Genomic DNA, 24,021 nt, shown 5'->3' on the forward strand with positions numbered 1-24,021 from the left:
CCCCCACGGCGGCAGCGGCATATTCACCGCCGCCAGTTGAGGACGTTACGGAAGGTGGGCACAGCGCAACACCCCCTTCGGGCCCAATCTTGAATGGCCCGAACGGACTATGCGTAAGCGGCAGATCACCCGGGGGAGTGAGCCGCGGACATAAGTGAGCATCACGGCAAACCGGGACAGTTCAGTTGAGTCACAACGGACACCTGGTGACGCATGAGGCTGATTCGGACACGACCTCCCCAAAAAAATTGGGGAACCTCCGGAACGATTCGGGGTCGCCGGACGTATTGATACGTGGCCGCACTGCTGTGACAGTTGAGAGCAGCTTAGGCCAAGGCATATACGCGTGTCCGGCGAATGAGAACGTAGACACCTCATGTTGCTGTGCCGTCAAATGCTGCTGTGCCGTCAAGCTGATCCCTGGTGAAGGGCGAGGAGCTCATCGGTTGCCCGTCGACTGCGCATCGGCTGATTGCCGGCTGCTCATCGACTGCTTGTCGGCTGCCCCGTGATGTCACGATCCGGCACTCGAACATCCCGAGGGGCACCCGCTCCACCGGAACGCTCATCACTACGGATTAGGCTGCCCTCATGCCAAAGAAGCGCTCGGGCGGTGGTCTGTCGGCAACGCAGCAGGCCGCCAAGTTCCTCGGTGTCAGCGTGCTCGCTGGAGCAGTCATGGCCGGAATCGCCCTGCCCGCGGCGGGTGCGCTCGGTCTCGCGGCCAAGGGTTCCGTCCAGGGGTTCGACGACATTCCCGACAACTTGAAGAGTCCGGCGCTCAGCCAGCGCACCACCATCCTGGACAGCAAGGGCGGTCAGATCGCGACGGTCTACTCGCGCGACCGCACGGTGGTGGACCTCAAGGACATCTCGCCCTACATGCAGAAGGCGATCGTCGCGATCGAGGACTCGCGCTTCTACCAGCACGGCGCGATCGACCTGAAGGGCGTCCTGCGCGCGCTGAACCAGAACGCGCAGAACGGCGGGGTGGCCCAGGGCGCCTCCACGCTCACCCAGCAGCTGGTGAAGAACTACTTCGTCGAGGAGGCCGGCGACGACCCGACGAAGGTCGCCCAGGCCACCCAGCAGACCCTCGGCCGCAAGGTCCGCGAGCTGAAGTACGCGATCCAGCTGGAAGAGAAGCTCGGCAAGAAGAAGATCCTCGAGAACTACCTGAACATCACGTTCTTCGGCGAGCAGGCCTACGGCATCGAGGCCGCCTCCCAGCGCTACTTCTCCAAGCCCGCCAAGGACCTGAAACTCCAGGAGGCGGCGCTGCTCGCGGGCATCGTCCAGTCGCCCAGCCGGTACGACCCGGTGAACGACGAGGCCGAGGCCACCAAGCGCCGCAACACCGTGCTGCAGCGCATGGCCGAGGTGCACGACATCTCCCAGCAGGAGGCCGACCAGGCCAAGGAGACGAAGCTGGGCCTGAAGGTCAGCCAGCCGAAGAACGGCTGCATCACGGCGGTCAAGGGCGCGAGCTTCTTCTGCAAGTACGTGGAGAACGTGTTCCTCACCGACCCGGTCTTCGGCAAGACCAAGGAGGCCCGGGCCAAGGTCTGGAACCAGGGCGGTCTGACCATCCGTACGACGCTCGACCCCCAGTCGCAGGCGTCGGTGCAGGCCTCGATCAAGAGCCACGTCAACCAGTCGGACTCGGTCGCCACGGCGGCCACCCTGGTCGAGCCGGGCACCGGCAAGATCGTCGGCATGGGGCAGTCGAGGCCGTACGGCTACGGGAAGAACGAGACGGAGTACAACTACTCGGTCGACCGTGACATGGGCGGTTCGAACTACGGCTTCCCGACCGGTTCGACCTTCAAGCCGTTCGTGGCCGCGGCCGCGCTGGAGGAGGGCCGACCGGCGACCCAGCAGTACTCGTCGCCGTACAAGATGTCCTACCCCAGCCCCGTGCAGACGTGCAGCAGCAAGCCCTGGACCAACCAGAGCAACGAGACGCTGTCGAACGAGAGCACCGCGGAGAAGGGCCCCTACGCGCTCAAGACGGCGATGGCCAAGTCGGTCAACACCTACTTCGTGCAGATGATCTCGGACATCGGCATCTGCCCGGTGGTAAACGTGACCAACAAGCTGCACGTCGTGCAGGGCAACGGCGACAAGCTGCCCGAGGTGCCCGCCATCACCCTCGGTTCCAAGGGCATCTCCCCGCTGACCATGGCGAGCGCGTACGCCGCCTTCGCCTCCCGGGGCATGTACTGCACGCCGATCGCCATCGAGTCGATCACCCAGAAGGCCGACGGCAAGCAGAAGTCGCTCGAGGTCCCGAAGTCGACCTGCTCGCGGGCCATGTCCGAGACGACCGCGGACACCGTCAACACGCTGCTCCAGGGCGTGATCGACTCCGGTACGGGTCAGCAGGCCGGTCTCTCCGACCGCGACAACGCAGGTAAGACCGGTACGACGGACGAGCGCAAGAACGCCTGGTTCGTCGGGTACACGCCGAACCTGTCGGGCGCGGTCTGGGTCGGCAGCCCCAAGCAGAACGTCAAGATGACGAACATCAACATCGGCGGCGTCTACCACGACCTGGTCTACGGCGGTCAGGTGCCCGGCCCCATCTGGAAGGACGCCATGACCGGCGCCCTCCAGGGCAAGGCCTCCCCCTCCTTCAACCTCGTCAACATTCCCGACGACAAGGGCCAGGGACAGGGCCAGAACGACGGGAACGGCGGGAACGGCGGCAACAACGGGGGGAACAACGGGAACAACGGCCAGGGGAACGGTGGGAACACCACCAACGGCAACACGATCAGTGGCAACACCATCAGTGGGACCAGCACCAACGGCGGCACGACCGGAGGCGGGTTCCCGACGCCTACGTTCTCCCTTCCCGAGGGCTTCATTCAGGGGCAGAACGGCAACGGGGGCCGTAACGGGTGACCCCGTCGCGATCAGGTGAGTCCTGGCCGCGCGCAGACCGACGTGGGCCACCTCCGTGGCCTCGGGAGTCTTGCGCGCGGCCACCAGAGTGACCTGCCAGAGTGACCTGGTAGCAGGCCGATGCCTCCATGCGGGCGCCGGGTCGCGGGTGAGGGTGAGGGCGCCGGCGTAGTCCCAGGCGCCCCGTTTCATACCCTCCCGCATCTGCCCCCTGGTCGCTCAGCCCGTGAGAGCTCAGCCCCCGAGGACTCAGCCCCCGAGGACTCTCAGCCCGCGAGCAGCTTCTTGACCACCGCGGCGACGCGACCGCCCTCGGCCTGTCCGGCCACCTTGGGGTTCACGATCTTCATGACCTGGCCCATGGCGCGCGGCCCCTCGGCACCCGCCGCCTTGGCCTCCTCGACAGCCTGCGAGACGATCTGCTGGAGCTCCTCGTCGGACAGCTGCTTGGGCAGGTACGCGGCGAGTACCTCCCCCTCCGCCTTCTCCCGCTCGGCCGACTCGGGACGCCCGCCCTGCGCGAAGGCATCCGCGGCCTCACGGCGCTTCTTCGCCTCGCGGGTGATCACCTTCTGTACTTCGTCGTCGGAGAGCTCGCGCTTCGTCTTGCCCGCGACCTCCTCCTTGGTGATCGCGGTGAGGGTCAGCCTGAGCGTCGCGGAGCGGAGCTCGTCGCGCTCCTTGATGGAGGCGTTGAGGTCTTCCTGCAGCTTCGACTTGAGCGTGGTCATGTCGTCGATTGTCGCAGGTGTGGTGCGGCGGTCGCCTGTTGATTTCGGCTGCCGGTTTCGGCGCGGGCGGGGCGCGGGCACGGAGCGGGGCCCACGCGCCCGGGGTTGTCCACAGGGGGGAACGCGGGAGCGTCGGGGTCTGACACGATGGACGTATGCGCGCGCGATACGGAGTACCCCTGGGAATCACGGCGGTGGGCGCCGCCGGACTGTTGTACGCGGCGGGTTTCGAGGCCCGCTCGTTCCGCCTCCGACGGGTGACGGTCCCGGTCCTGCCCCCGGGCATGCGACCGCTCCGTGTCCTCCAGGTCTCCGACATCCACATGGTGAGCGGCCAGCGCAAGAAGCAGCGCTGGCTGCGCTCCCTGGCCGGACTGCGCCCCGACTTCGTCATCAACACCGGGGACAACCTCTCCGACCCGGAGGGCGTCCCCGAAGTCCTGGACGCCCTCGGCCCGTTGATGGAGTTCCCGGGCGCGTACGTCTTCGGTTCGAACGACTACTACGGCCCGAAACCCCGCAACCCCGCCCGGTACTTGATGGAGAAGTCCCAGGGCCGCCACGGTCTGAACGGCAACAAGCCGGCCGTGGGAGCCGTCCACAACCCGTGGGAGGAGCTGCGCGACGGCTTCGACACGGCGGGCTGGCTGAACCTGACGAACACCCGGGGCACGCTGAAGATAGAAGGCGCCGAGATCGAGCTGACCGGCCTCGACGACCCGCACATCAAGCGGGACCGCTACGCGCGCGTGGCCGGCGGCCCGTCGGAGTCGGCCGACTTCTCGCTCGGCGTGGTCCACGCCCCGTACCTGCGCACGCTCGACGCGTTCACGGCGGACGGCTACCCCTTGATCCTGGCCGGCCACACCCACGGCGGCCAGCTCTGCCTCCCCTTCTACGGCGCCTTCGTCACCAACTGCGACCTGGACACGGACCGCGTGAAGGGCCTGTCCACCCATACGGCGGAGGGGCGGACGTCCTACATGCACGTCTCGGCGGGCTGCGGCACGAACCGCTACACGCCGGTACGGTTCGCGTGCCCGCCGGAGGCGTCGCTGCTGACGCTGGTGAGCCAGGCGTAGCCCGGTCGGACACCGGCCAGGAACCGGTCGGACACCGGTCAGGAACCGGTCGGACACCGGTCAGGAACCGGTCAGGAACCGGTCAGGGGTGTGCGGAAGTCCCGGGGCGCCGATCCCCGGGGCTGACCCCGGCGGCTCCCACGTGACGACACAGCCGTAACCCACCTAGCCGACCCGTATCGCCCGATTCGTCCACCCGGCTTAGCGTGGGGGCATGATCGCCCCGATACCCAAGGACATACCCGACCTGCCCGCGATCCCGGGCATCGCCCCACCGGTCCTCTCGGTCGTCCCGGCGGCGGCAGTGGTGGACCCGGTGCACCGCCCACTCACAGCAGCCTTCCGCGCCCTGGTCGCCCTCGCGGCCGTGGCGGGCGTGGCCATCGACCTGCTCCTGGGCAGCCCGCTCCACGTGCTCAGCTACTTCACCATCCAGAGCAACCTGCTGGTGGCGGTCGTCTTCGCCGCCTCCGCCCGGCGGGCATGGACGGCCCGCCGCCCGCTGTCGGCCGCACTCATGGGCGGCACGCTGCTCTACATCTCGATCACGGGCCTGGTCTACCACCTGATCCTGGCGAACCAGCCCAACGGCTTCTCGATGACCGGCGACATCGCCACGTTCACGGGCTGGCAGGCGGTCTCGAACCAGATCCTGCACACGGCTACACCCATCGCCGCGGTGATCGACTGGGTCCTGCTGACCCGCCCGGCCCCGTTCGCGGTGCGGTACGCCACCACATGGCTCCTCTACCCCCTGGCCTACCTGGCCCTCTCCCTCGCCCGCGGCGCGATGCTGCCCCCCGGCACCCCGGAGCGCTACCTCTACTCCTTCGTGGACGTCGACCGACACGGCTACGTCGGCATCCTCGGCAACACCGCGATTCTCGGCGTCGCCTTCTACGCCCTCTCCCTCCTCGTCGTCGCCCTCGACCACCTCCGCCCCGACCCGCTCCGCCGCCGCGGCCGACGCCCCGAAAACCGGATTTCGTCTCCGGCCACCAGTGGGCTAAAGTAAACGACGTCGCCGCGAGAGCAGCGACAATCGGGGTGTAGCGCAGCTTGGCAGCGCGCTTCGTTCGGGACGAAGAGGTCGTGGGTTCAAATCCCGCCACCCCGACAGCCGAGACACCAGGTGAGGCACCTACTAGTCGCTAGTAGGTGCCTCACCTGTTTTCTCTGCGTGTCTAACTGCGTGACTACCGCTTTTCGCGTGTCTACGGGCGCCGCTCCTGCGCGCCGAAGATCCCGTCCATGACCACAGCCCCGGTCTGGATCACGGGCCGGATCTGCTTCCGGTAGACCTCCTCGGTGACGGCGGTCCCGGAGTGTCCGACGAGCCGGGAGATCTCTTCCAGCGGGACGCCACGGTCGGACAGCAGAGACACGAAGCTGTGCCGCAGCTCCCTCGGAGTCCACTCGTCGGCGTTGATCCCGTCGATGCCCTTGAGCGCCTGACGGAAGGCGCGTCGGACGTTGGCAGCGTCGAGCGGCTTGCCCACGGCCGACGAGAAGACCAGGCCATGTTCCTCCCACTCGTCATCAGCGGCGAGCCGATCCCATCCCTGATCTTCGAACTGCTGCCAGAGGGCTTCGACGCAGCGCGCCGGCAGAGCCAGCGTGCGCCGGGACTTCCGGGTCTTCGTGTCCCCGCTTCGTCGGACCGACCGCCAGACGGCGATATGCGGAGGCTGCGGCGGGTCGAGGTCCGGTCGGCCTTTCAGAAAGACGTGGTCCCAGGTGAGGGCCCGCAGTTCTTCGGTGCGGGCCCCGGTCAGCAGCGCGACGACGATGTACGCGTACATCGAGGTTCCCTCGGCGCCCTTGAGTACGGCCTCCGCCTGGGCGAAGGTGAGCGCTTTGGACGGGCGCCCAGCCTGCCCTTGAGGCACCGAGCACAGCTCAACGACGTTGCGCTTCACCTTGTCCCGGGCCATGGCCCGCTTGACCGCGCGATTGAGGCAGGAGTGGATCCCCTGGAGGGTGCGCGTGCTGAGCGTCTTCGCCTTGGTGGCCAGCCAGCGGTCTACGTCCTCCGCACTCAGCTCGCGCAGCTTGCGCGCACCGAGCGAAGGGATCACGTGCTTCTGACTCAGGAGCGTCACGGTCTCGACGGTGCTGGGGTCGAGACCCGCCAAGCCGTACGCCAGCCAGTCCGTCACGGCGTCCTTGACCGCGTAGTTGGTGGGCGCGATGGCAAGGCCGTCCTCATGGTCCCGCAACACCTCCTTGAGCTTGTTCTTCGCCTCCGTCTTGGTCTTGCCACTCCCCCGCTTCACGATCCGCTTCCCGCTCGGATCGAAGCCGAGGTTCGCCGTGGCGATCCACCGTTGTCTCTTCTCGTCCCAGTGCAAGCCGCCGTCACCGCGACTCCGACGCTTGGTCATCAGGCCGCACGCTCCATCTGACCGGCGATGAAGTCGCCGAGGGCGGAGGCGGGGATGCGTCGGCACCGCCCGATGGCGACAGACGGCAGACGCCGGGTGCGGATCAGGTCGTAGACCGTCGAGCGCCCGACCTTCAGGCGTTCCATGACATCGGCCACGGTCAGCAGCTCGTCGTCACGCATGCGTCGGTTCTCCTTCTGTTCCGGGGGCGGGTTCGAGTGAGGCGGTGAGCCAGGCTTCGGCGGTGCTGAGGCCGGTGCCGGCGAAGACCCAGTGGGCGAGGACGAGCGTTGTCTCGCCGTCCTGTGGGACGGCCGGAGCTGCTTGTGCGCGGCGCCATTCGGCGCGGGCGTCGCGGAGGGTGCCGAGAGTGGTGGAGTAGCGGCGGGACTTGGTGGAGAAGTGGCCGCGGAAGCCGAGCATGTGGGCCCAGGCACGCAGCCGGAGGTCTGCCAGTTCGGGGCGTGCGCCGAGGGCCCAGGCGGTTCGGATCATGCGTCGGGCGTGTTCGGTGATCCGTGCTTGGGCCAGCTCGGCCAGGAAGCGGATCGGCCGGTCGAGGGTGCCGGTCGCGGTCTCGGCGCCTTTGGTGGCGTACTTGGCGATGTACGACGCGACGGCCCGTTCGGTCAGGTCCTGGTCGCCGTCGAAGTCGGCGGAGCGGATCGGGCGGACATCGAGCTGACGGCCGAAGACGAACGAGTGCGACCGGCTGTCGATCTCCGGGCCGTCGATGCGCGCCGCAGTGGCAGCCGCGCGGGTGGCGTCGGTCAGCAGCTCGTTGTGGCCCAGGCCGGCGGAGCTGTGTCACCGCCCTCCGGGCCGTCGAGTCGGATGACGGCGTGGAAGTGAACGGCGCCGCGCTTCTGGTACTCGGCCACCTTCGCGAAGGAGATCCGTGCGTGATCGCGGAATGCGCGCTGGGTGAGGCCGGCTCGCTTGGCGATCTCCCGGCGGAGGTAAATCGAGAAGCGCCGCCACAGGGCACCGGCGTACGCGTTCCAGAGGGCGGCCGCTTCGTAGTCGTACGTGTCCGGGTCGAGCGGAGTGCCCAGGGCGGGGTCCTGCTCGTCGTGACGGGTGCCGCAGCGGCAGTCCCGGCCGCTGGACGGGCGGTTGTGGACCGGTCCGAAGCTCGGCGCGGTGAAGGTGGCGAAGGCGCGCGGGTGCGTCGCGACCCGTTCCGACGTTCCCTTGCCGCCCCGGAGTCCGGCGGTGATCAGGTGGTAGGTGTCGCGCGGCGGGAGCAATGCTCAAGATCTGTGGATCGTGCTCGGGTTGGACGCGAAGGGCGTACCTTCCCGAGTGATCGATTGAAGGTCACCGAGTAGGCCCGCGTTGGTGCGCGGGTCGGGAAGGCACGCCCGTGCTCAGCGTAGTCACCGAAGACGGCACCACCGCCACCGGATCCCTGATCGACGACATCGTCCGCGAAGGTGCGCGTCGGATGCTGGCCGCCGCTCTGGAAGCGGAAGTCGAGCAGTACATAGCCGAGTTGGTCGATCAGCGGGATGAGAGGGGCCGCCGGCTGGTGGTTCGCAACGGCCGTCACCGTCCGCGTGAGGTGACCACGGCGGCCGGGGCGGTCGAGGTCACCGCGCCCCGCGTGAACGACAAGCGCGTCGACGAGACGACCGGGGAGCGCAAGCGGTTCTCCTCCAAGATCCTGGCCCCGTGGTGCCGGAAGTCCCCGAAGGTCTCCGAGGTGCTGCCGCTGCTTTACCTGCACGGCCTGTCCGGCGGGGACTTCGTGCCCGCACTGGAGCAGTTCCTCGGCTCGGCGGCCGGCCTGTCCGGGCCGACCGTGAACCGGCTCACCAAGCAGTGGACCGACGATCACACCGCTTTCCAGGCCCGTGACCTGTCGGGTTCCGACTACGTGTACGTGTGGGCCGACGGTGTTCACCCCAAGGTGAGGCTCGGTCAGGCGCACTCCTGCGTCCTGGTCCTCATGGGTGTGCGAGCCGACGGCCGCAAGGAACTCATCGCGCTCGCCGAGGGCTTGCGCGAGTCGACCGAGTCCTGGGCCGACCTCCTGCGCGACTGCCGCCGCCGCGGCATGACGGACCCCGCCCTGGTGGCCGGGGACGGCGCGATGGGCCTGTGGAACGCCCTCGCCGAAGTCTTCCCCGCCGCCCGGCACCAGCGGTGCTGGGTCCACAAGGTCCGTAATGTCATGAACGCGTTGCCGAAGTCCGCGCAGCCCGGCGCGAAGAAGGCCCTGCAGGAGATCTGCAACGCCGAGGACCGCGCCCACGCCGCCAAGGCCGTGAAGGACTTCGCCAAGACCTACGGGGCAAAGTGGCCCAAGGCGGTGAAGAAGATCACCGACGACGAAGACGAGCTGCTGGCGTTCTACGACTTCCCCGCCGAACATTGGATCCACTTGCGCACCACGAATCCCATCGAGTCGACCTTCTCCACGGTGAAGCTCCGGACCAAGGTCACCCGCGGCGCGGGCAGCCCGGCCGCCGCCCTCGCGATGGTCTTCAAGCTCGCCGAGTCCGCCCAGGACCGCTGGAGGGCGATCACCGCACCCCACCTCGTCGCCCATGTCCGGGCCGGCGCCCGCTTCGAGAACGGCCACCTAGTCGAACGGCCCGAGGCCGCTGCAGCATGACACCGGCCCGCTGCGCACCGTTAACAAGTAGGCGTCCCGGAACCGGCCTGGAACTATGGCGGCCATGAAGCGAGTCGTGATCCTGGGGCGTGGCGGTTCAGGGAAGTCAACCCTCGCGGCCCGCCTGGGCGCAATCACCGGGCTTCCCGTCATCGAGCTGGACAAGCACTTCTGGCGACCCGGCCTTGAAGCGACACCTCTCGATCAGTGGGCCGCCGTCCAACGTGAACTCGTCCGAGACGAGGCTTGGATCATGGATGGCGACCTCGGGCCCTACGACGTCCCTGCCGTCCGGCTCCAAGCGGCGGACACCGTCATCCTGCTGGACTTCTCGTTCTGGCGCTGCGCCTGGCGAGCGATCCGACGCTCTCGGGAACGCGGCGACTTCTGGCGGTGGGTATGGGCCTACCGACGCCGGAGCCGACCGCTCCTCCTCGCGACGATCACGACCCACGCCGGTGATGCGAACCTGCACGTGATTCGGAATCCGCACGCTCTGAGACGCTTCGTAGCGCAAGTCACGACCGGCCAGACCCCCGGCCGACCATAACTCCGTCCTTGGCAGCTACACCGCGCAACCTCGTCTGGTCCACAGGATTTGACAATTACTCCGCGGCGGTACGTCTCGGCACAAGCGGCGCAACGGGTGGCGCGGCGGTTGTTGCAGCGGACGAGGAGCTGACCGGCGGGGAGGGTGGCGGAGTCCAGGTGGTGCAGGGCCCGGCCGATCTCGCCGGTTTCCGTGTTGACCGCGTACTCCGTGCGGTGGCCTTCGAGGCGGACGGGGTGGGTGCAGCCGCCCAGGCCGGAGAGTTGGTGGGCCAGCTCGGGCATGGTGCCGAGGGAGGCCAGCATGGAAAGTTCCGCAAGCGGTGGCGGAGTCTGCCGGGTGATGATGGGACTTCCTTTCGGCTGTTTCGGCGGTTGGGAGGACGGCTCCGGGGCGGCGGGATGCTTGGCGGCTTGTTGCCGCCCCGGCAGCCGGTCAGCGCTTGTTCGCGCCGTTGAGCAGGGAGCGCAGGACCACAGCGGCGATGGCCACGGACACGGCCGATACGGCGACGGCCGCCAGGAGCGCGGTGAGCACGATGCCGACGACGACCACGGCGGCGACCGCACCCGCGTGGGGGGTGAGAGACCGGCCTGTGGGGGGCACCGGAGCCTGCGACTGGGGAGGGACGACAGGCGTCGTCGGCAGCGTCGGGACATCGGGCAACTTGGGGCGGAACATGGCGGACCTCCTTGTCACTTGTGGGTGCCGTTGACGACGCCGACCCCGGATCGGGTGCCGGACTCAATGGCGGGGGCCAGGAAGGTGTGCGAGAGCAAGAAGCCGAACAGCGCGATCACGACGGCGACCCAGAGGCGGATGCCGAGGAACTTGATCGCGGCCCAGGCGATGACGCCCAGGACGAAGACGAGCGGGAGCGAGACGGTCACGGAGGCTCCTCAGCGGACGGCGCAGCGGTGGGTGCGGGCGGCCAGCTCGGCGGCGGCGCGGCTGTCGTAGTCCGTGGAAAAGCCGCAGCGCGGGGCCGTGCAGGCGGCGGTGTGCTTCTCGCGGCCCCGGCCGTCGTAGTACGTGCCGACCTGGACGGGACCGATTCGGACGACGTTGCGGAAGCGGCGGTTGGCGGGCATGAGCGCTCCTTTCAGAGCTGTGCGGCGATGGCTTCGGCCAGCGGTGCCGGGACACCGAGCCGTGCGCGGAGGGTCGGGGTGTCGATGTCCGCTCCGGTCCGCGTGCGGTGCTCGGCGGCGACCTTTCGGGCATGGTCGACGAGGGCGGCCGGGACCGGCACCGGGGAAGGGGCGATGGCCGGTCGCGGTTCGGGCTCGGGGCCGGTCGGCTCGGGGATGACGGGTGCGGGTTCGCCGGTCGCGTCGTGTGCGGTGTGGGCGAGCAGGGTGCCTCCGAGGAAGGCCACCGCGGGCCAACCGGCGACCAGGATGCGGAGCCATGCGGGTACGGCACCCAGGTCGAGCAGGCCGGCGGTGGCGACGTTGGCGCCGAGTGAGGCGGTCAGCGCGACGAAGAACCAGGACCACCCGGCCGCTTTCGCCCCGCCGGAGCGGAGCCTCCGCCAGGCCGCCACCAACAGCAGGTCGACGGAGACCGGATACGCCCACGCCTTCCACCCGTGCTGTCCGGCGGCCGAGGCCAGGTCGTGCAGGTGGGCGAAGGACAGCGCGGCGGCGATGACTGCCTGAACGAGCGCCGCATCGACGCGGGCCACGTGGGCGCGCATGGTTCGATTCCCTCCGGTGTGGTCAGTCGGTGGACTTGAGCTCATCGGCCCGTGCGCGGGCAGCGGCGGCGACCTCGGCCGCTTCGGTGTTGCCGGGCTGGTCGGCGGCGATGCGTTCCAGCAGGTCCGCCTTGCGACTCATGAGTTCGTGGTAGTCGCCGACTCCGAACTTGCGGTGGTCGGCCAGGTCGGCGATCAGCGCCGAGATTTCGGAAATGGACGGGCGGGACAAGGTGGCTCCCTCGGGTTTTGGGCATGGCGGGGGTAGGGACTTGGCACGGGACGGACGTGCCGGCCGTTGGAGCGTGGTGAGCGGCTACTCGGCGAGCGGGACTGGCTTGAGCAGCGGTACCGGGGCATCGGTCGGCCCGAGCGGCATTGCGGGCCGGAAGGGTTCAAGCCCCGGCTGCGCTCCGCTCCGCCGGGCGCGCTTCCCGGCTCAGCTGCGCGCTGCGCTCCTGCCTTCGGCCCGCTCCGCGCACGCTGCGCCGACGCGCGCCCACGTGTGGATAGGGCCCGGAGGCCATGAGTCGAGCACCGCAGAGAGCGGGCACGGTCAGAACGTGCCTCCGGCGGGGCCGCTCAGGCTCCGAGATGGAGGGGGCGCCGTTCGCGAGTGCCGGCCGAATAGTGGCGTGCGCGCGGAGCTCCCATCCCGCCTGCCATCAGCCCAGGCAGAGCCGAGCAGACGCGGCTCCTGGCGTCCAGGTCGTTCGTACAGTGGCGCGCTCCACCTGGACGCCAGGAGCCACGCCCGCTCCACGGTGTGTGGGCCGACGGCAGACGGGATGGGAGCTGGGGAGAGTGGTGGGTTGAGGTGGGTGGGTCACGGTTGCCCAGCTCGCTACACTGCGGTCTCCGATGGGGAGGAAGACGCCATGCGGGCTGCCCTGGGTTGGATCACGTTCTTCGTCGGCCTCGGACTCATGTACATGTCCCGCCGAGCGGTATGGGACAAGGAGAACGGCGTCTGGAAGAACGGACGTAGTCCGGGCACCACCGATTGGCGTTGGGCAGTCCCAGGAATCATCATCACGCTGACCGGAATGATCGTTCTTGGGTGACCGCCCTCGTCAAGACCGCGTGCAGGGGATGACACCAGCGGCTGACACCAACAAGCACGGACAGCAGCGGTCGAGGCCGGACCCCGGTGAACGATCGGGCGAGGCGCAGGGGCGGTTGGCCGACGCTGGCAGACCCCCGTGATCGACCTGATAAGGATGAGGCCGTAGGTTCAAATCCTGCGGGCCGACCCGTAAGGGTGTCCCTAGCGCTCTGAACATGAAGGTTCGCCTGGCTGCTGGGAGGGTGGATGAGCTGCGACGACCTCGATGGCGAAGATCCGCCCCATGGGATCTAGAGCTCAGGCACGGATGTCGGAGGGCGACGATGGAACAGCCGCGGATACGTCTCGGCAGCGATAACGTGTGGCTGGAACTGACTCGGACCGCTGAGGACAGCTGGCAGGTCACCGCAGATTGGGACTCCTGCCTGACAGCTGACTTCACCGCGGATCTCAGCGCTGCGGAGGCTGCGGACTTCGCAGCGCGGATGCTCTTTCACCTGCGCGCGCCGTCGGGTGGACGCTTTTCGGCGGCGGTGACTCCCGGCCGCAACAATCCGCTGAGGTTGAACGCGGAGCCCGTCGGGGACGGTTTCGCCTTCTTCGTGCGCCTGACCCCGAACGGCGACGACCACGCGTGTCACTTGCAGATGGAGATCGATCCAATCGCCACTTGGGAACTTCGTGAGATATTCGACGCGCTGCACTCGGCGCTGGTGGTCTGATCACACGTTGAACGAAGCCTCAGGGACGGGTGACCCCTAGAAGTTCCCCGTGCCACAACCGCGCCAGAACGGACGGGGACTCACGGGGAGCAGCGGCTGCTGACGGGGGCCACATCCAGCAGACGCCGAAGTCGGCATCCCGCAGGTCAGACCTCAACTCGCCTCACCACGCTCCTAAAGCGGGTGTCGCAGGTTCGAATCCTGCAGGGGGCATAGCAGGAAGGGCCGACTCAGGAAGGGTTTCCTCCCGAGTCGGCCCCCTCAGTCCAAGCCTCCCCCGCCCTCGCGGATCGCAGCCCCCAGCCGACCAGCGATCGCACGGTCACGGTCGCCCGTCATGCACTGACGGATCTGCGCTGTGAACTGCTGCGACTCAGCGGACTTCGGGACTTTGTTGCGTGATTGCTCAGGATCGCCCCTCCTGTCCCTCACGCTGACGTGACGGAACAGGTGAAGCCGCGGAGCCTGTCCCGAATGGTCACCTGGCGGTTGCCGGGTCGGTGACTCTAAGGGTGACCGGTCCGCCGGGCATCGGCTGGCTGCCGCTGCCCGGCAGGCCGTAGCTCACGGTCTTGTAGCCCTGGTCCTGGAGCGTGAAACCGATGGTGTACGTGCCGGGTGCGGTGCCCTGCGGCAGCGTGAAGTACTCGTCCAACGGACCTGAGAAGGTGGTGGACACACCACCGGACTGAATCGAATCGACGTGCCCGGAGGCGTCGACCAGATACAGGTCGAGGCCGTTCACCCCGGCTGTGGAGGCGGACAGGTCGATCGTCAGCTTGATCCATGTCTGGGTGTCGTTGGCCGCGACCGTACCCGGGGTGACTGTGACCGCGTCCACCGTGGGCAACACGGTGTCAGGGATGTTGGTCAGTGTCGCATCAATGTCCGGGGCGCCCAGCGATGAACCGTAGACGGCCTGGTCGCCGTGACCGTCGGTGATGATCAAACCGGTGAGCTGACAGCTGAACTGGCCCCGCAGCCCGCCTACCGGCACGGTGACCGTACCGTCCGCCTGCACGGTCGGGGTGGTGGACAGCTGCTGGCACTAGGTGGCGTTGTTTCCCCAGTTCGTCAGCTGTACGGAGCTGACCCCGCCCACGGCGCCAGAAGCCCGCAGGGAGAGCTGTACGGTCGGGACGGGCGAGTGCCAGCTGTCGATTTGGCTCGGGGTGAACGCGAAGCCGGTCGCGGACAGCACGCTGTCAGAGGTCACGTGCACCGGGGCTTCGGACAGCCCGGTGTAGGCGTGGGTGACTCCGGCATTGCTGGTCAGGTCCACCTCGGTGACCTTCCAATCGCCCTCCGACAAACCGACCGGCAGCGACACGGTCACGGCGCAGTCGAGTACCTGCCGCTGCATCCAGTCGATGTTGCCGCAGCCCTGGTAGCCCTCGCTCGCGTCCCGGACGATGGCGAACGATCCGCGGGCCGTGCGGCCACCCGAACCGGTGACCACAACCGTTCCGCCGTACACGCCGGACTTGTTCTCCTGGCTGTCGAGCTGGTACCGCAGCGCAGCACCTTGGCCGGGGGCTTCGTAGACGGTGGCCTGCATACCCTGCGCCAGGGCGATCTGGTCGAGGCTCGGGTAGCCCTGGTCCACGGTGGTCCGGGCGGTGAAGGAGCGTGGGAGCGCGGAGAGTTGGGGCGCGGTCCAGTCGATCTTGTCGCCAGCGCCGTCACCACCCTGGATCTCCGAGACCGCCCAGGTCGTCTTCGTCGTGGCTCCGTACTGCGGGACGGGGACGGTCCATGTGTACGTGGTCGAGGCGGGGGTGGCGCCGGGCTTGACGGTGACGTCGCCGGACAGTGAGCCTTGGGAGTCGAAGTTGGCGGCGAGTTCGGTGCCAATGTAGGCGCCGGTCTTCGGATTCATCCGGCGTATGTGAATGTCGCCCCCGAAGCCGAGGGCGTTCGGATTGGACGACATCATCGTCCAGTTCAGTTCGATGGTGGCCGATCCTGAGGTGGCATCGACCGACTTGGCGCTGAACGACAGTGCCGAAACGCCCATCGCCGACGCGGCACCCGGCGCCGCCGCGTGGTGCTGTGCCACCGCAGCCCCGGGAGCCGCGCTCAGCATGCACGCGATTCCGGCGGCGGTCATCGACGCCAGCAGGCGTCTGAGTCTGATCACTCTTTTCTCCTATTTAGATGATGATGTGCGAGGTCACTAGACATCAACTCCCCCGCTCTAGCAACACAGTTATCGGCCCGCAACGGCGGGGCTTTCCGGTTGGCTACCGACCCGGCCGCCACGTTGCACATGACTCCGATCGCCGAAGATCAGCGCACGCCAAACATCTGGCTGGAAGCGGTCATGGCCATCAGTCGATCACCGCATAGCGGGTCACGGTCAAGGCCAAGTCTCCGGCGGGAGATCGGCCGGCACCGGGATGGAGGGGGCGCACAGTTCGCGACTGCGGGTCCGTAGTGGCGTGCGCAGGGCGCTCCTATCCCGTACATCATCACCCAGACAGCCGAGCAGACGCGACCCATGGCGTCCAGGTCGTTCTCATGCGAGAGCTCGCTGTGGCGCTCAACGTGAGCCACAGCGTTGAATGCTCCGCTGACATCCAACGCTGACATCAACGACCACGGACGGCGGCGACAATCGGCAGTCACGCGTGGCATCGGTGCGCAAGGTAGACCCCGGCCACACCGGGAAGAGATCGAACTCCTAAAGCGAGTGTCGCCTTGCCCGTGCGAAGACGAAGCGCCAGCCCGGTCACCGGCAGTGTCCACTACGCCGATGCCCCCTGCTTCCCATTACCGGATGCAAGGCCGATCATGAGGTTCATGGTGTCAAGCATCGTCGTTCAGTACACCGATCTTCTGCGGACCAGCGACTACGACCTATGGAGCCGGTTGCGGGTGCTTCTGAAGGTTCAGGGGCTCGATCCGAATCGGACGGTTGTCGTCGACCTTTTGCAGGAGGGCCCCGATCACGAGGATGGCCAAGTCATCTCCGATGACGGCAAGGTCTACAGGTTCAGCCTCTTCTACGACCAAGCATCCGAGCACGGAGCGCGCAGCGCCTACCTCCACGACTGGACCGACATCACTGACTGTTGGCGTGCCGGATCACTGGCTACTCGAACAACAGACGCCTTCGCTTGGATGACCCAGGCCGTCGAGTGGAGTTGACCGTCGAGGTAAGGACGGAGAACCGTCGCTCTGCCTGAGTGTCTAACTGCGTGACAACGCCGACGGACAGCGGCGGACGAGCACGGACGCCTGCGGACCATCAGCGCAGGTGAGAGGCAAGCCAGCCCAAGGCAGCGTCCACACCCAAGTTGCTTCGGGACGAAGAGGTCGTGGGTTCAAATCCCGCCACCCCGACACTGGTCAGGGGCCATATACGGATATCCGTATGTGGCCCCTGTCGCCATTGGGGGGCCAAACAGGGGGCCAAAGGCTTTCGATCAAGCCCCGACCGCGTCCACCCCCTCATCGTCATCGGCGAAGATCTCGTCCATGGCCTCAGCCCCCTCTGTGATCACGGGACGGAGCTGCTTCCGGTAGACCGCTTCCGTCGTCGCCTGGCTGCTGTGACCGACCAGGAGCGCGATCCGCTCCAACGGGATCCCATGATCAGAGAGCAGGGACACGAAGCTGTGCCGGAGCTCCCGCGGCGTCCACTCCGGCTCCAGTCCTGCCTTCTTCACGATGGCCTTGAAGTCACGTCGGACGTTGGCGGCGTCGAGCGGCTCGCCACTCCGGGTCGTGAAGACTCGGCCGGCCGCCTTGATGTGGCCGGATGTCGAACATCTATTCAATGCCTTGCATAGCCCGAGGTGAGAGACATGCGGTGGCGGATAGGTCATCGAGTCCAAGCCATCAAGTCGAAGCGTTCGTGACCGAAAATCGACTGGGCCCACCTGCTCTCAAGGCGGCCGCGCTCGCTGTATACCGGGCCCTTGGCCTTGATGCCGGGCGGGTGGAGTGAACGCCATGAGCGGCGCCCGCGGGTCTCTGGCTGGATCGCTCAGCGCTCCGCACGGCCGGCGGACCATCGGCTCGTGGACGAAACCGCAGCTCCGAGCCCCGTGACGTGACGGTAGTCCTTGACGGCAACACCGGTGCACATTGCCGTATCGGGAGAACCAGCCGCGTACCTCGCAGGCCAGGCCGGACGGCTGCACCCCTGGTCGTTGGACTGTTGGGGGGAACTTGTAAAGCAGGGATCAGCTCGGCTGCTGCCTCTCGGCCCTGCGCAGCTCTCGCCGCTTGAGTCGCCGTACAAGGACAGCACCCGCCACCAGGAGGACGGTGGCAACGATGGAGAGCCAAGGCCGGTGGAAGGCCATCGAGGCATAGCCCATCTCCACGCCGACCGTCACCAAAAGCGCGCCAAAGGCTTGGGGCCACTGTCGCTTGATGGCCTGGGCAACAGCTAAGCCAATGCCCACAACTGCGAAGACGATCACCCCTACGATCACCGCGCGATCATATGCGCGCTCTGCTCGCTGCGTACCCCTGCGTGCGACCCTCTGGCGACGTTCCTGGTAGTCCGTGGACCATCTGTGGACAGCACACGCCATGAAGTCCCAGCCACGGGCCCCTGACCTGCAGGGACACCGAACACCCAAGGGGCCTCCGGAGCCGTGTGCCCTGAGCCGTGGGATCGATCAGGTTTCTTACTGGAGCCATAGTTGTTGATGGTCGTACGATCTGCTCGCGCTCGTGATGGCACGGCGTGAAGCGGAGGGGTTCATGAGGATTTTCAGGTGGGGACTCGCAGCCTTGGCCGCAGGGGTGAGCGTGCTGACCATGCCTCCCGGCACAGTTCAGGCAGCAACGGCGGCTTCCGTCAGTTCCAAGCCGACCTGCGCGTATGGCGAGATCACCGGTTCGGGCAACCTGTCTAACGAACCGATTTCCACGAGGGCAGGGCAGAACCTGGTCACGTACACCACCGTGCGCAACGCCAAATCGGCACCGCTGTCGGGCGTGTTCTTCGATTACGAGATGGTGTCTCCCAGCAACCACAAAGGTGCGGCGCCCATCGTCTGGTGGAAGTTCAACGGTGGGTCGTGGCATCACTTGATCATGACCTGGCACGCGGCGACCAAGTCGTCCACCGCCCAGTGGCTTGGCGGTGACGCTGTCCTCGGGAACCTTCCCGGATCCACCAGTCACACATTGGAGATGACCGTCGACTACCCCTCCGGCGCGACGCCTGGGTTCTACGACGGCACCCTCCTGGCGGGAGCGAAGACGTGTGGATACCAACTGCTGGGAGCTATCCCGGTAACCACGGAATACCGGCCGCGGTAGGCCACTTGCTCTGCCCGATACAGCAGCGAAGTACAGCAGCGAAGTACAGCAACCAACCATGATTGGCAGCAACTCTGATCGACGTCACGGCAATCGCTACGACCTCCGTTGACCGATCTCTCTAGAGCTACGGATCAGAAGGTGGTGAGGGGGGTGGGTGCGGAGCCATTCGGCGTCCCGGGATCCAGCGGATCCGGGGACCCCTATCCGGCCACCCCCCTTAGCCGCCGTGTTCCTCAGCGAGAACACTGAACCGGCTCATCCCTGGTCCGGAAGCTAACACCCGCCACTGACAACGGCCTTGTGGTGGCAGCCAGCACCAACGCAGACGTGCCAGATGCGTGCCAGATCCAGCGGGGAACTGAGTCCCCGCGTCCGCAGCCTCGTCACTGCCCCCGCCCTGGCTGCCACCGTGACGCTCCTCCTCACCGGATGCAGCGACGCCTCGGCCGACGAGCGGGAGGAGCGGGAGCGGAAGTCCGCCACGACCGGTCCGAGCACGACGCCGGTGGGGCCAAGTGCGAGCCCGGCGTCGAGCGCGAAGCCGGCGAGCCTGGAACAGCTGGCCGAGGCGGTCGGCTGCGCGGAACCCGAGGTCGCCGGAAAGGCCCTCGACTACCGCCAGGGCGTGTGCAAGACGGCCAAGGCCGAGTACGTGCTGTTCACCTTCGACACCGCGTCGGGCCAGCGCGATTGGCTCAAGGTCTCGCAGATGTACGGCGGCGTCTACCGCACCGTGGACGGCACGCTGCCGGACCGGCGCAGGCGGGACACAAGGGTCGAAGTCGCCATGACCCGCCCATCATCGTGACCGCTGTCGTGCTCGTGCGCGTCCGGGGCCCACCACTTGGTGAGGGCGGCACCGGCGATCCCCACGGCGAGCAGCAACACCCCAGAGACGATCAGGTAGGGCCGCAGCCCTGCCTGCATGTACCGCAGATACAGATCGCTGAACAGCGAGATCCGCAGAACCGCGACACCGCTCAGGACCAGCAGCAGGAACGGAACACCCTGCACGACCACGGCCGTGAACACCGCCCACCAGGCGGCCACCGCCGGGGTGTAGACCTGGATCGCGAGGATCGGGCCGACCATGGTGGCGGCGACGCCCATCGTGATCAGCGTGACGCCACCCACCACCACGGTCACGAGGGCGCGCGCGACCAGCCACGCCCCGTCGGCCAGGCTTCGCCGACTCTCCGCGTACCCCTGGTTCTCCACGCCCTCGTTTCCCCGCCTGCCTCCGACATCCCCAAGCGCACCCGCAACACACGGACCGCAGGCGGAGCCTAGAGATGCCACCTGTGCCCGACAGCGGAGTCACCTGTGGATTCGCACGCGCCACGCAGCAGACACAGCGCCCTGTCATTCCGCCTTCGGCATGGGGCGTACGGCCTGCACATAGGTCAGCCACGGTCGTACGTCGCCGCTCCCCCGCACTTCGAAGCCCGCGTCGGTCACGAGCCCGTCCAGGAGGTCGCCCCGGTCGCGCCGTCAGGGTACGGGCCGGTAAGTGAGGAGGGCCGGGTGGCCGCCGCTGCCGTGGGGGACCGGGTAGTAGCTGCGGTGGGTCGTGGGGTCGACGGCGACGACGTGGGCGCCGTCGGCGAGGTGGGCACGGCCGGAGACCGTCAGGCGGTGGTCGTGGTTGTCCAGGACGGTGAGCCAGCCGGATTCCGCGGCGACGTAGAGGCGATGCGCGGCGGAGTGTAAGCGAGGACGTCGGGGTCGGAGCCGACCTCGTCGGTACCGGTGATCCGACGGGTGGTGAGGTCCACGGTGAGCAGGCGGGCGTTGCCGTCGCAGGCGACGAAGGCGAGCCGGTCGTCGGGGGCGAGGGCCAGGCCGTGGTCGTGGTCGCAGCCGGGCAGCGGGATCCGGCGCGTGATGGCCAACGTGACGGGGTCGATGACCGCCAGTTGGTTGCGGCTCTGGACGTCGACGAGGATCTGCCCGCCGCCCACGGGGTCGTAGGCGACGTTGCCCGCGTCGCCACCGAGGTCGACCGTGCCGCGCACGGTGCCGGTGGCGGCGTCGATGACGGTTTCCGAGCCGCCGGATTCGTTGGTCGTCCACACCGTGCCGCGTACCGGGTCGTAGGCGAGGCCGTCCGGGTACGCGCCGGTGGGAGTGCGGTGCAGGACGGCGCCGGTGTTCTCGTCCAGGGTGGCCATCTCGTCGGCGCCCGTCGCGGTCGCGTACACGCGGTGCAGGGCGGGGACGACCAGGACGCCGTGGACGTCCGGCAGGCCGGTGATGGTGCGCACGACATGGTTGCTGTGTACGTCGACCTCGATGACTTCGCTCGCGCCGAGGTGGGCGATGAAGAGCAGGCCGCGGCCGGGGTCGAGGCTGGCGTAGTCGAAACGGGAGCTGTCGCCGGGCAGGGCCAGTTCGCCGACGCGCTGCAGGGGGAGGGCGCGGCGGGGCGGCTCGGAGGTCCGGGTCAGCAGCACGCCGGCCACCACCCCGGCCGCGGCAAGAAGCAGGGCGACAGCCAAGGCGAGAAAGACCCGGCGTCGTGGGAGGGGGGTCATCGGCGGGCCTCCTGGGGTTCGGCAGTCAGCGGGCGGAGGCGATGGGCGTCGTCGAACAGGGCGCGTTCGGCGAGGCGGGCGGCGGTCACGGCGGCCAGGGCGGCTGCGGCAAGCAGCATGTACATCACGACGATCTGGTAGCGGATGGCGGTGAGCGGGTCGACTCCGGCGAGGATGAGGCCGGTCATCGCGCCGGGCAGGCTGATGATGCCGACGGTCTTGGTGGAGTCGATCGCGGGGATCAGCGCGGTGCGCACGATGGTGCGCTGGTGCGGGGCGAACGCGTCCGCCGCCGCGAGGCCGAGGCTGAGACGGGCCTCGATGGCGGGACGAGCGGTACGGGCCTCGTCGCGCAGCCGGGTCAGCGCCAGGGAGGTGGCCTGCATGGCGCCGGAGACGACCATGCCGCCGACGGGGATCACCACCCGGGCCTGGGTGGCGATCACGCCCAGGGCGAGGAGGGTGCCGAGGGTCGCGGCGGTGCCGACGGCGACCGCGGCGGTGGCCGTGGCCAGGGCCCGGGGCAGACCGGCGGCGCGGCGGGCGCCGACCCGGCCGGCGATAAGCACCATGATCGCGAGCCAGCCGATGGCTCCGGCCAGTCCGGTGTGGCGGAAGACCAGCAGCAGGATGGCGCCGACGGCGGCCAGCTGCAGCCCCGCGCGGACGCCCGCGACGGCGATGTCGCGGGTCAGGTGCAGGCGTCCGCGCCAGGCGACGGCGGCAGCGAGCACGACGAGCGCGGCGGAGGCGGCCACGCCTGCCCAGGTGGGGACGGCGGGGTTCATGCGCCCTCCTTGAGGTAGCCGACGTGGTGTGCGTGGCCCTGTTCGACGAGTCGCCCGCCGTCGAGGACGAGGACCTGGTCACTCACGCGGCGGGCCTGCGCGGTGTTGTGGCTGACCAGGACGACGGTCAGGCCGTCGACGGCCAGCTCCCGTACGACGCGTTCGACGGTGGCGGCGCCGACCGCGTCGAGGGCGGAGGTGGGCTCGTCCAGCAGCAGTGCCTGGGGACTGACGGCGAGCGCCCGCGCCAGGCACACACGTTGGGCTTCACCGCCCGACAGGCCCGCGGTCGCACGGTGGAGGTACGCGGCGGACAGGTGGACGCGTTCAAGCAGTGCCGCTGCTCGCGGTTCGTCCAGATCGCGTCGGCCGACGCGCAGGTCGTCCAGGACGGTGTCGGTGAGCAGTACGGGCTGCTGGCCGACGAGGGTGACCCGGCGGCGCAGCGTGAGGACGTCCCAGTCGGGGAGCAGGCGGCCCTGGAACGTCACGGTTCCGCTCACGGGTTCTTCCAGACGGTTGAGGAGCCGCAGCAGGGTGGTCTTGCCCGCACCGCTCGGCCCGACCAGCGCGGTGCAGGCCGAGGCAGGGATGCGGCAGGTGACCGCTTCGAGCAGGGTCGCGGCGCCCCGTCGCACCGTGACCTGCTCCAAGGCGAACACGGGGGCGCTTGCGTCCACGACAGAGCCGACCTCCCTCGTCACAATAGTTCAGTGCAACCATGGTTGCACTGAATGGCGAGTGATGTCAGCACCCACCCTCCGGGCGGGCTGGTCACGCATCGGCCGGTGACCTTCAGGACGACCTGCCGGCCGAACGGTGCCAGGAAGCCGATGGCCGCCGTGGTCGCGATCAGCCCGGGACGACGCCGGCGCGGCACCAGCAGCATCAGAGCGGCCTCGGCGATGGCGGTCAGCGTGGCGCCGTACAGCAGATGTCCGTAGGTGAGCACGGTGCCTCCCCCCTCCCGCTCGATGGGATCGGTGGGTGCGTCAGGTGGTGGGCGGGACGAGGTTGGTGGCGTCCAGGGCGGGCGCAGGGCCGTGGCGAGGGTGACGCCGTCGGCGGTGGCCCAGAAGTGCATGCAGAACAGGCGGGGTTGGTCGTTGAGAGCGTGGTTGTGGAGCTCGACGATGTCGATGTTGCCCTTGCGCAGCGCCTGGATGACCCTCTGCACCTCGGGTGCGGTCATGACGAAGTCGCCGTTGATTGCGGCTTTCTTATGACCGAGCGGCTGGAAGTTGCCGACCCGCCTGCGCAACGGTGCGGCCGACCGGCCGGTCATCGTCGACTGCCCACCGGCCTGACGGCCGCCATCCCCCAGGACCGGCTGGAACGCGCGGTGACGAACCTGATCCACAACGCCCAGCAGCACGCCCTGGGCCCCGTCGAGGTGACCGCCCGCCCGCCGCAGGGTGGGCAGATTCGCATCCAGGTCCGCGACCACGGCCCCGGCTTCCCACCCGACTTCCTGCCGCACGCCTTCGACCGGTTCACCCAGGCCGACCGGGCCCGCGCCACCACCGGCGCCGGGCTCGGCCTGGCCATCACCGCCGCCATCGTCCGCTCCTGCGGTGGCGATTACGGCGCCACCAACCATCCCGACGGAGGCGCCACCGCGTGGATCACACTCCCCTCCACGTTGTTGTAAC

Annotated in this window: 28 protein-coding genes, 1 tRNA gene and 2 pseudogenes; 12 read left to right on the forward strand and 19 right to left on the reverse strand. The window is 68.2% G+C overall.

Annotation, left to right across the window (positions count from 1 at the left end):
* Positions 1-591 precede the first annotated feature (591 nt).
* Positions 592-2,907, forward strand: a complete 2,316-nt coding sequence (locus tag OG747_RS19735; RefSeq protein WP_405880646.1) for a transglycosylase domain-containing protein — start codon at positions 592-594, stop codon at positions 2,905-2,907.
* 266 nt (positions 2,908-3,173) lie between these two features.
* Here the strand turns inward: OG747_RS19735 and OG747_RS19740 are convergent, their stop codons facing one another.
* The gene (locus tag OG747_RS19740; protein ID WP_405880647.1) at positions 3,174-3,638 is read right to left on the reverse strand and encodes a GatB/YqeY domain-containing protein; all 465 of its coding nucleotides are present in this window, start codon (positions 3,636-3,638) and stop codon (positions 3,174-3,176) included.
* 155 nt (positions 3,639-3,793) lie between these two features.
* On the opposite strand from OG747_RS19740, the gene OG747_RS19745 reads away from it, so the two are divergent.
* The 3 genes from OG747_RS19745 (at position 3,794) to OG747_RS19755 (ending at position 5,837) form a co-directional block, all read left to right on the forward strand.
* Positions 3,794-4,720, forward strand: a complete 927-nt coding sequence (locus OG747_RS19745; RefSeq protein WP_405880648.1) for a metallophosphoesterase — start codon at positions 3,794-3,796, stop codon at positions 4,718-4,720.
* A 214-nt stretch (positions 4,721-4,934) separates the two neighbouring features.
* Positions 4,935-5,735, forward strand: coding sequence for a Pr6Pr family membrane protein (locus tag OG747_RS19750; protein ID WP_405880650.1), 801 nt, complete (start codon positions 4,935-4,937; stop codon positions 5,733-5,735).
* Positions 5,736-5,763: 28 nt separating this feature from the next.
* Positions 5,764-5,837: transfer RNA gene (locus OG747_RS19755), tRNA-Pro, on the forward strand.
* Positions 5,838-5,934: 97 nt separating this feature from the next.
* Here the strand turns inward: OG747_RS19755 and xerC are convergent.
* The 3 genes and pseudogenes from xerC to OG747_RS19770 all read right to left on the reverse strand — a co-directional run.
* On the reverse strand, positions 5,935-7,104 hold the full coding sequence (gene xerC / locus OG747_RS19760; RefSeq protein ID WP_405880651.1) for a tyrosine recombinase XerC: 1,170 nt from the start codon (positions 7,102-7,104) through the stop codon (positions 5,935-5,937).
* Entirely contained in the window at positions 7,104-7,286 is a 183-nt protein-coding gene (locus OG747_RS19765; RefSeq protein WP_405880653.1) for a helix-turn-helix domain-containing protein, read from the reverse strand. The genes xerC and OG747_RS19765 overlap by 1 nt, the downstream gene beginning before the upstream one ends.
* Positions 7,279-8,342 (reverse strand): annotated as a pseudogene (locus tag OG747_RS19770) (replication initiator); the annotation flags it as partial. The pseudogene OG747_RS19770 and the gene OG747_RS19765, both read right to left, overlap by 8 nt.
* A 128-nt stretch (positions 8,343-8,470) precedes the next feature.
* Between OG747_RS19770 and OG747_RS19775 the strand changes: the two are divergent.
* Together OG747_RS19775 and OG747_RS19780 are read left to right on the forward strand one after the other, a co-directional pair.
* On the forward strand, positions 8,471-9,724 hold the full coding sequence (locus tag OG747_RS19775; protein ID WP_331744898.1) for an IS256 family transposase: 1,254 nt from the start codon (positions 8,471-8,473) through the stop codon (positions 9,722-9,724).
* 64 nt (positions 9,725-9,788) lie between these two features.
* Complete coding sequence (locus OG747_RS19780; RefSeq protein WP_331744895.1) at positions 9,789-10,274, forward strand: hypothetical protein; 486 nt, start codon at positions 9,789-9,791, stop codon at positions 10,272-10,274.
* Positions 10,275-10,336: 62 nt separating this feature from the next.
* Here the strand turns inward: OG747_RS19780 and OG747_RS19785 are convergent.
* The 6 genes and pseudogenes from OG747_RS19785 to OG747_RS19810 form a co-directional block, all read right to left on the reverse strand.
* Positions 10,337-10,579, reverse strand: a pseudogene (locus tag OG747_RS19785) (replication initiator); the annotation flags it as partial.
* Between the two features lie 130 nt (positions 10,580-10,709).
* Entirely contained in the window at positions 10,710-10,955 is a 246-nt protein-coding gene (locus OG747_RS19790; RefSeq protein WP_405880654.1) for a SpdD protein, read from the reverse strand.
* A 14-nt stretch (positions 10,956-10,969) separates the two neighbouring features.
* On the reverse strand, positions 10,970-11,164 hold the full coding sequence (locus tag OG747_RS19795; protein WP_405880655.1) for a hypothetical protein: 195 nt from the start codon (positions 11,162-11,164) through the stop codon (positions 10,970-10,972).
* A 9-nt stretch (positions 11,165-11,173) separates the two neighbouring features.
* On the reverse strand, positions 11,174-11,365 hold the full coding sequence (locus OG747_RS19800; protein WP_351925844.1) for a mobile element transfer protein: 192 nt from the start codon (positions 11,363-11,365) through the stop codon (positions 11,174-11,176).
* A gap of 11 nt (positions 11,366-11,376) precedes the next feature.
* Positions 11,377-11,973: a DUF2637 domain-containing protein gene (locus OG747_RS19805; protein ID WP_405880656.1), complete on the reverse strand. Its 597-nt coding sequence runs from the start codon at positions 11,971-11,973 to the stop codon at positions 11,377-11,379.
* Between the two features lie 22 nt (positions 11,974-11,995).
* Positions 11,996-12,205 carry a hypothetical protein gene (locus tag OG747_RS19810; RefSeq protein WP_405880657.1) on the reverse strand — a complete coding sequence of 70 codons (210 nt, stop codon included), beginning with the start codon at positions 12,203-12,205 and terminating at the stop codon, positions 11,996-11,998.
* A 646-nt stretch (positions 12,206-12,851) separates the two neighbouring features.
* Here OG747_RS19810 and OG747_RS19815 point away from each other — a divergent pair.
* Together OG747_RS19815 and OG747_RS19820 are read left to right on the forward strand one after the other, a co-directional pair.
* Positions 12,852-13,037 carry a hypothetical protein gene (locus OG747_RS19815; RefSeq protein WP_212726939.1) on the forward strand — a complete coding sequence of 62 codons (186 nt, stop codon included), beginning with the start codon at positions 12,852-12,854 and terminating at the stop codon, positions 13,035-13,037.
* Between the two features lie 325 nt (positions 13,038-13,362).
* Positions 13,363-13,761: a hypothetical protein gene (locus OG747_RS19820; RefSeq protein ID WP_405880658.1), complete on the forward strand. Its 399-nt coding sequence runs from the start codon at positions 13,363-13,365 to the stop codon at positions 13,759-13,761.
* A gap of 478 nt (positions 13,762-14,239) precedes the next feature.
* Here OG747_RS19820 and OG747_RS19825 read toward each other — a convergent pair whose 3' ends face one another.
* Together OG747_RS19825 and OG747_RS19830 are read right to left on the reverse strand one after the other, a co-directional pair.
* On the reverse strand, positions 14,240-14,782 hold the full coding sequence (locus tag OG747_RS19825; RefSeq protein WP_405880659.1) for a hypothetical protein: 543 nt from the start codon (positions 14,780-14,782) through the stop codon (positions 14,240-14,242).
* A 27-nt stretch (positions 14,783-14,809) separates the two neighbouring features.
* Positions 14,810-15,901 carry a hypothetical protein gene (locus tag OG747_RS19830; RefSeq protein WP_405880660.1) on the reverse strand — a complete coding sequence of 364 codons (1,092 nt, stop codon included), beginning with the start codon at positions 15,899-15,901 and terminating at the stop codon, positions 14,810-14,812.
* Positions 15,902-16,563: 662 nt separating this feature from the next.
* Between OG747_RS19830 and OG747_RS19835 the strand changes: the two genes are divergently transcribed.
* Entirely contained in the window at positions 16,564-16,911 is a 348-nt protein-coding gene (locus OG747_RS19835) for a hypothetical protein (protein ID WP_405880661.1), read from the forward strand.
* 278 nt (positions 16,912-17,189) lie between these two features.
* Here the strand turns inward: OG747_RS19835 and OG747_RS19840 are convergent, their stop codons facing one another.
* A complete protein-coding gene (locus OG747_RS19840) occupies positions 17,190-17,645 on the reverse strand; it encodes a tyrosine-type recombinase/integrase (RefSeq protein WP_405880662.1) in 456 nt (151 codons plus the stop codon).
* A 306-nt stretch (positions 17,646-17,951) separates the two neighbouring features.
* Complete coding sequence (locus OG747_RS19845; protein WP_405880663.1) at positions 17,952-18,206, reverse strand: hypothetical protein; 255 nt, start codon at positions 18,204-18,206, stop codon at positions 17,952-17,954.
* Between the two features lie 316 nt (positions 18,207-18,522).
* Here OG747_RS19845 and OG747_RS19850 point away from each other — a divergent pair, with 316 nt between their 5' ends.
* Together OG747_RS19850 and OG747_RS19855 are read left to right on the forward strand one after the other, a co-directional pair.
* Complete coding sequence (locus OG747_RS19850; protein WP_405880664.1) at positions 18,523-19,044, forward strand: hypothetical protein; 522 nt, start codon at positions 18,523-18,525, stop codon at positions 19,042-19,044.
* 337 nt (positions 19,045-19,381) lie between these two features.
* Positions 19,382-19,855 carry a hypothetical protein gene (locus OG747_RS19855; RefSeq protein WP_405880665.1) on the forward strand — a complete coding sequence of 158 codons (474 nt, stop codon included), beginning with the start codon at positions 19,382-19,384 and terminating at the stop codon, positions 19,853-19,855.
* Here OG747_RS19855 and OG747_RS19860 read toward each other — a convergent pair.
* The 5 genes from OG747_RS19860 to OG747_RS19880 form a co-directional block, all read right to left on the reverse strand.
* Positions 19,771-20,265 carry a hypothetical protein gene (locus tag OG747_RS19860; protein ID WP_405880666.1) on the reverse strand — a complete coding sequence of 165 codons (495 nt, stop codon included), beginning with the start codon at positions 20,263-20,265 and terminating at the stop codon, positions 19,771-19,773. The two genes, OG747_RS19855 and OG747_RS19860, sit on opposite strands and share 85 nt — an antisense overlap.
* Before the next feature lie 410 nt (positions 20,266-20,675).
* On the reverse strand, positions 20,676-21,581 hold the full coding sequence (locus OG747_RS19865; protein WP_405880667.1) for a YncE family protein: 906 nt from the start codon (positions 21,579-21,581) through the stop codon (positions 20,676-20,678).
* Positions 21,578-22,369: an ABC transporter permease gene (locus tag OG747_RS19870; RefSeq protein ID WP_405880668.1), complete on the reverse strand. Its 792-nt coding sequence runs from the start codon at positions 22,367-22,369 to the stop codon at positions 21,578-21,580. Before OG747_RS19870 ends, OG747_RS19865 begins: the two co-directional genes overlap by 4 nt.
* Positions 22,366-23,049: an ATP-binding cassette domain-containing protein gene (locus tag OG747_RS19875; protein WP_405880670.1), complete on the reverse strand. Its 684-nt coding sequence runs from the start codon at positions 23,047-23,049 to the stop codon at positions 22,366-22,368. The genes OG747_RS19870 and OG747_RS19875 overlap by 4 nt, the downstream gene beginning before the upstream one ends.
* A 20-nt stretch (positions 23,050-23,069) precedes the next feature.
* Entirely contained in the window at positions 23,070-23,561 is a 492-nt protein-coding gene (locus tag OG747_RS19880; protein ID WP_405880671.1) for a DUF1259 domain-containing protein, read from the reverse strand.
* Between the two features lie 30 nt (positions 23,562-23,591).
* On the opposite strand from OG747_RS19880, the gene OG747_RS19885 reads away from it, so the two are divergent.
* Positions 23,592-24,020 (forward strand): sensor histidine kinase, encoded by a 429-nt coding sequence (locus OG747_RS19885; protein ID WP_405880672.1) that lies wholly within the window; start codon positions 23,592-23,594, stop codon positions 24,018-24,020.
* Position 24,021 lies beyond the last annotated feature (1 nt).

Origin of the sequence: Streptomyces sp. NBC_01384, assembly GCF_045040035.1 — a bacterium.
Taxonomy (GTDB): Bacteria; Actinomycetota; Actinomycetes; order Streptomycetales; family Streptomycetaceae; genus Streptomyces.

Bases quoted from the DNA above. Each gene is read 5' to 3' on its own strand.
- OG747_RS19735 (WP_405880646.1), top strand. From the start codon at position 592: ATGCCAAAGAAGCGCTCGGGCGGTGGTCTGTCGGCAACGCAGCAGGCC.
- OG747_RS19740 (WP_405880647.1), bottom strand. From the start codon at position 3,638: ATGACCACGCTCAAGTCGAAGCTGCAGGAAGACCTCAACGCCTCCATC.
- OG747_RS19745 (WP_405880648.1), top strand. From the start codon at position 3,794: ATGCGCGCGCGATACGGAGTACCCCTGGGAATCACGGCGGTGGGCGCC.
- OG747_RS19750 (WP_405880650.1), top strand. From the start codon at position 4,935: ATGATCGCCCCGATACCCAAGGACATACCCGACCTGCCCGCGATCCCG.
- xerC (WP_405880651.1), bottom strand. From the start codon at position 7,104: ATGACCAAGCGTCGGAGTCGCGGTGACGGCGGCTTGCACTGGGACGAG.
- OG747_RS19765 (WP_405880653.1), bottom strand. From the start codon at position 7,286: ATGCGTGACGACGAGCTGCTGACCGTGGCCGATGTCATGGAACGCCTG.
- OG747_RS19780 (WP_331744895.1), top strand. From the start codon at position 9,789: ATGAAGCGAGTCGTGATCCTGGGGCGTGGCGGTTCAGGGAAGTCAACC.
- OG747_RS19790 (WP_405880654.1), bottom strand. From the start codon at position 10,955: ATGTTCCGCCCCAAGTTGCCCGATGTCCCGACGCTGCCGACGACGCCT.
- OG747_RS19800 (WP_351925844.1), bottom strand. From the start codon at position 11,365: ATGCCCGCCAACCGCCGCTTCCGCAACGTCGTCCGAATCGGTCCCGTC.
- OG747_RS19805 (WP_405880656.1), bottom strand. From the start codon at position 11,973: ATGCGCGCCCACGTGGCCCGCGTCGATGCGGCGCTCGTTCAGGCAGTC.
- OG747_RS19815 (WP_212726939.1), top strand. From the start codon at position 12,852: ATGCGGGCTGCCCTGGGTTGGATCACGTTCTTCGTCGGCCTCGGACTC.
- OG747_RS19820 (WP_405880658.1), top strand. From the start codon at position 13,363: ATGGAACAGCCGCGGATACGTCTCGGCAGCGATAACGTGTGGCTGGAA.
- OG747_RS19835 (WP_405880661.1), top strand. From the start codon at position 16,564: ATGGTGTCAAGCATCGTCGTTCAGTACACCGATCTTCTGCGGACCAGC.
- OG747_RS19855 (WP_405880665.1), top strand. From the start codon at position 19,382: ATGCGTGCCAGATCCAGCGGGGAACTGAGTCCCCGCGTCCGCAGCCTC.
- OG747_RS19865 (WP_405880667.1), bottom strand. From the start codon at position 21,581: ATGACCCCCCTCCCACGACGCCGGGTCTTTCTCGCCTTGGCTGTCGCC.
- OG747_RS19870 (WP_405880668.1), bottom strand. From the start codon at position 22,369: ATGAACCCCGCCGTCCCCACCTGGGCAGGCGTGGCCGCCTCCGCCGCG.
- OG747_RS19880 (WP_405880671.1), bottom strand. From the start codon at position 23,561: ATGACCGCACCCGAGGTGCAGAGGGTCATCCAGGCGCTGCGCAAGGGC.
- OG747_RS19885 (WP_405880672.1), top strand. From the start codon at position 23,592: ATGACCGAGCGGCTGGAAGTTGCCGACCCGCCTGCGCAACGGTGCGGC.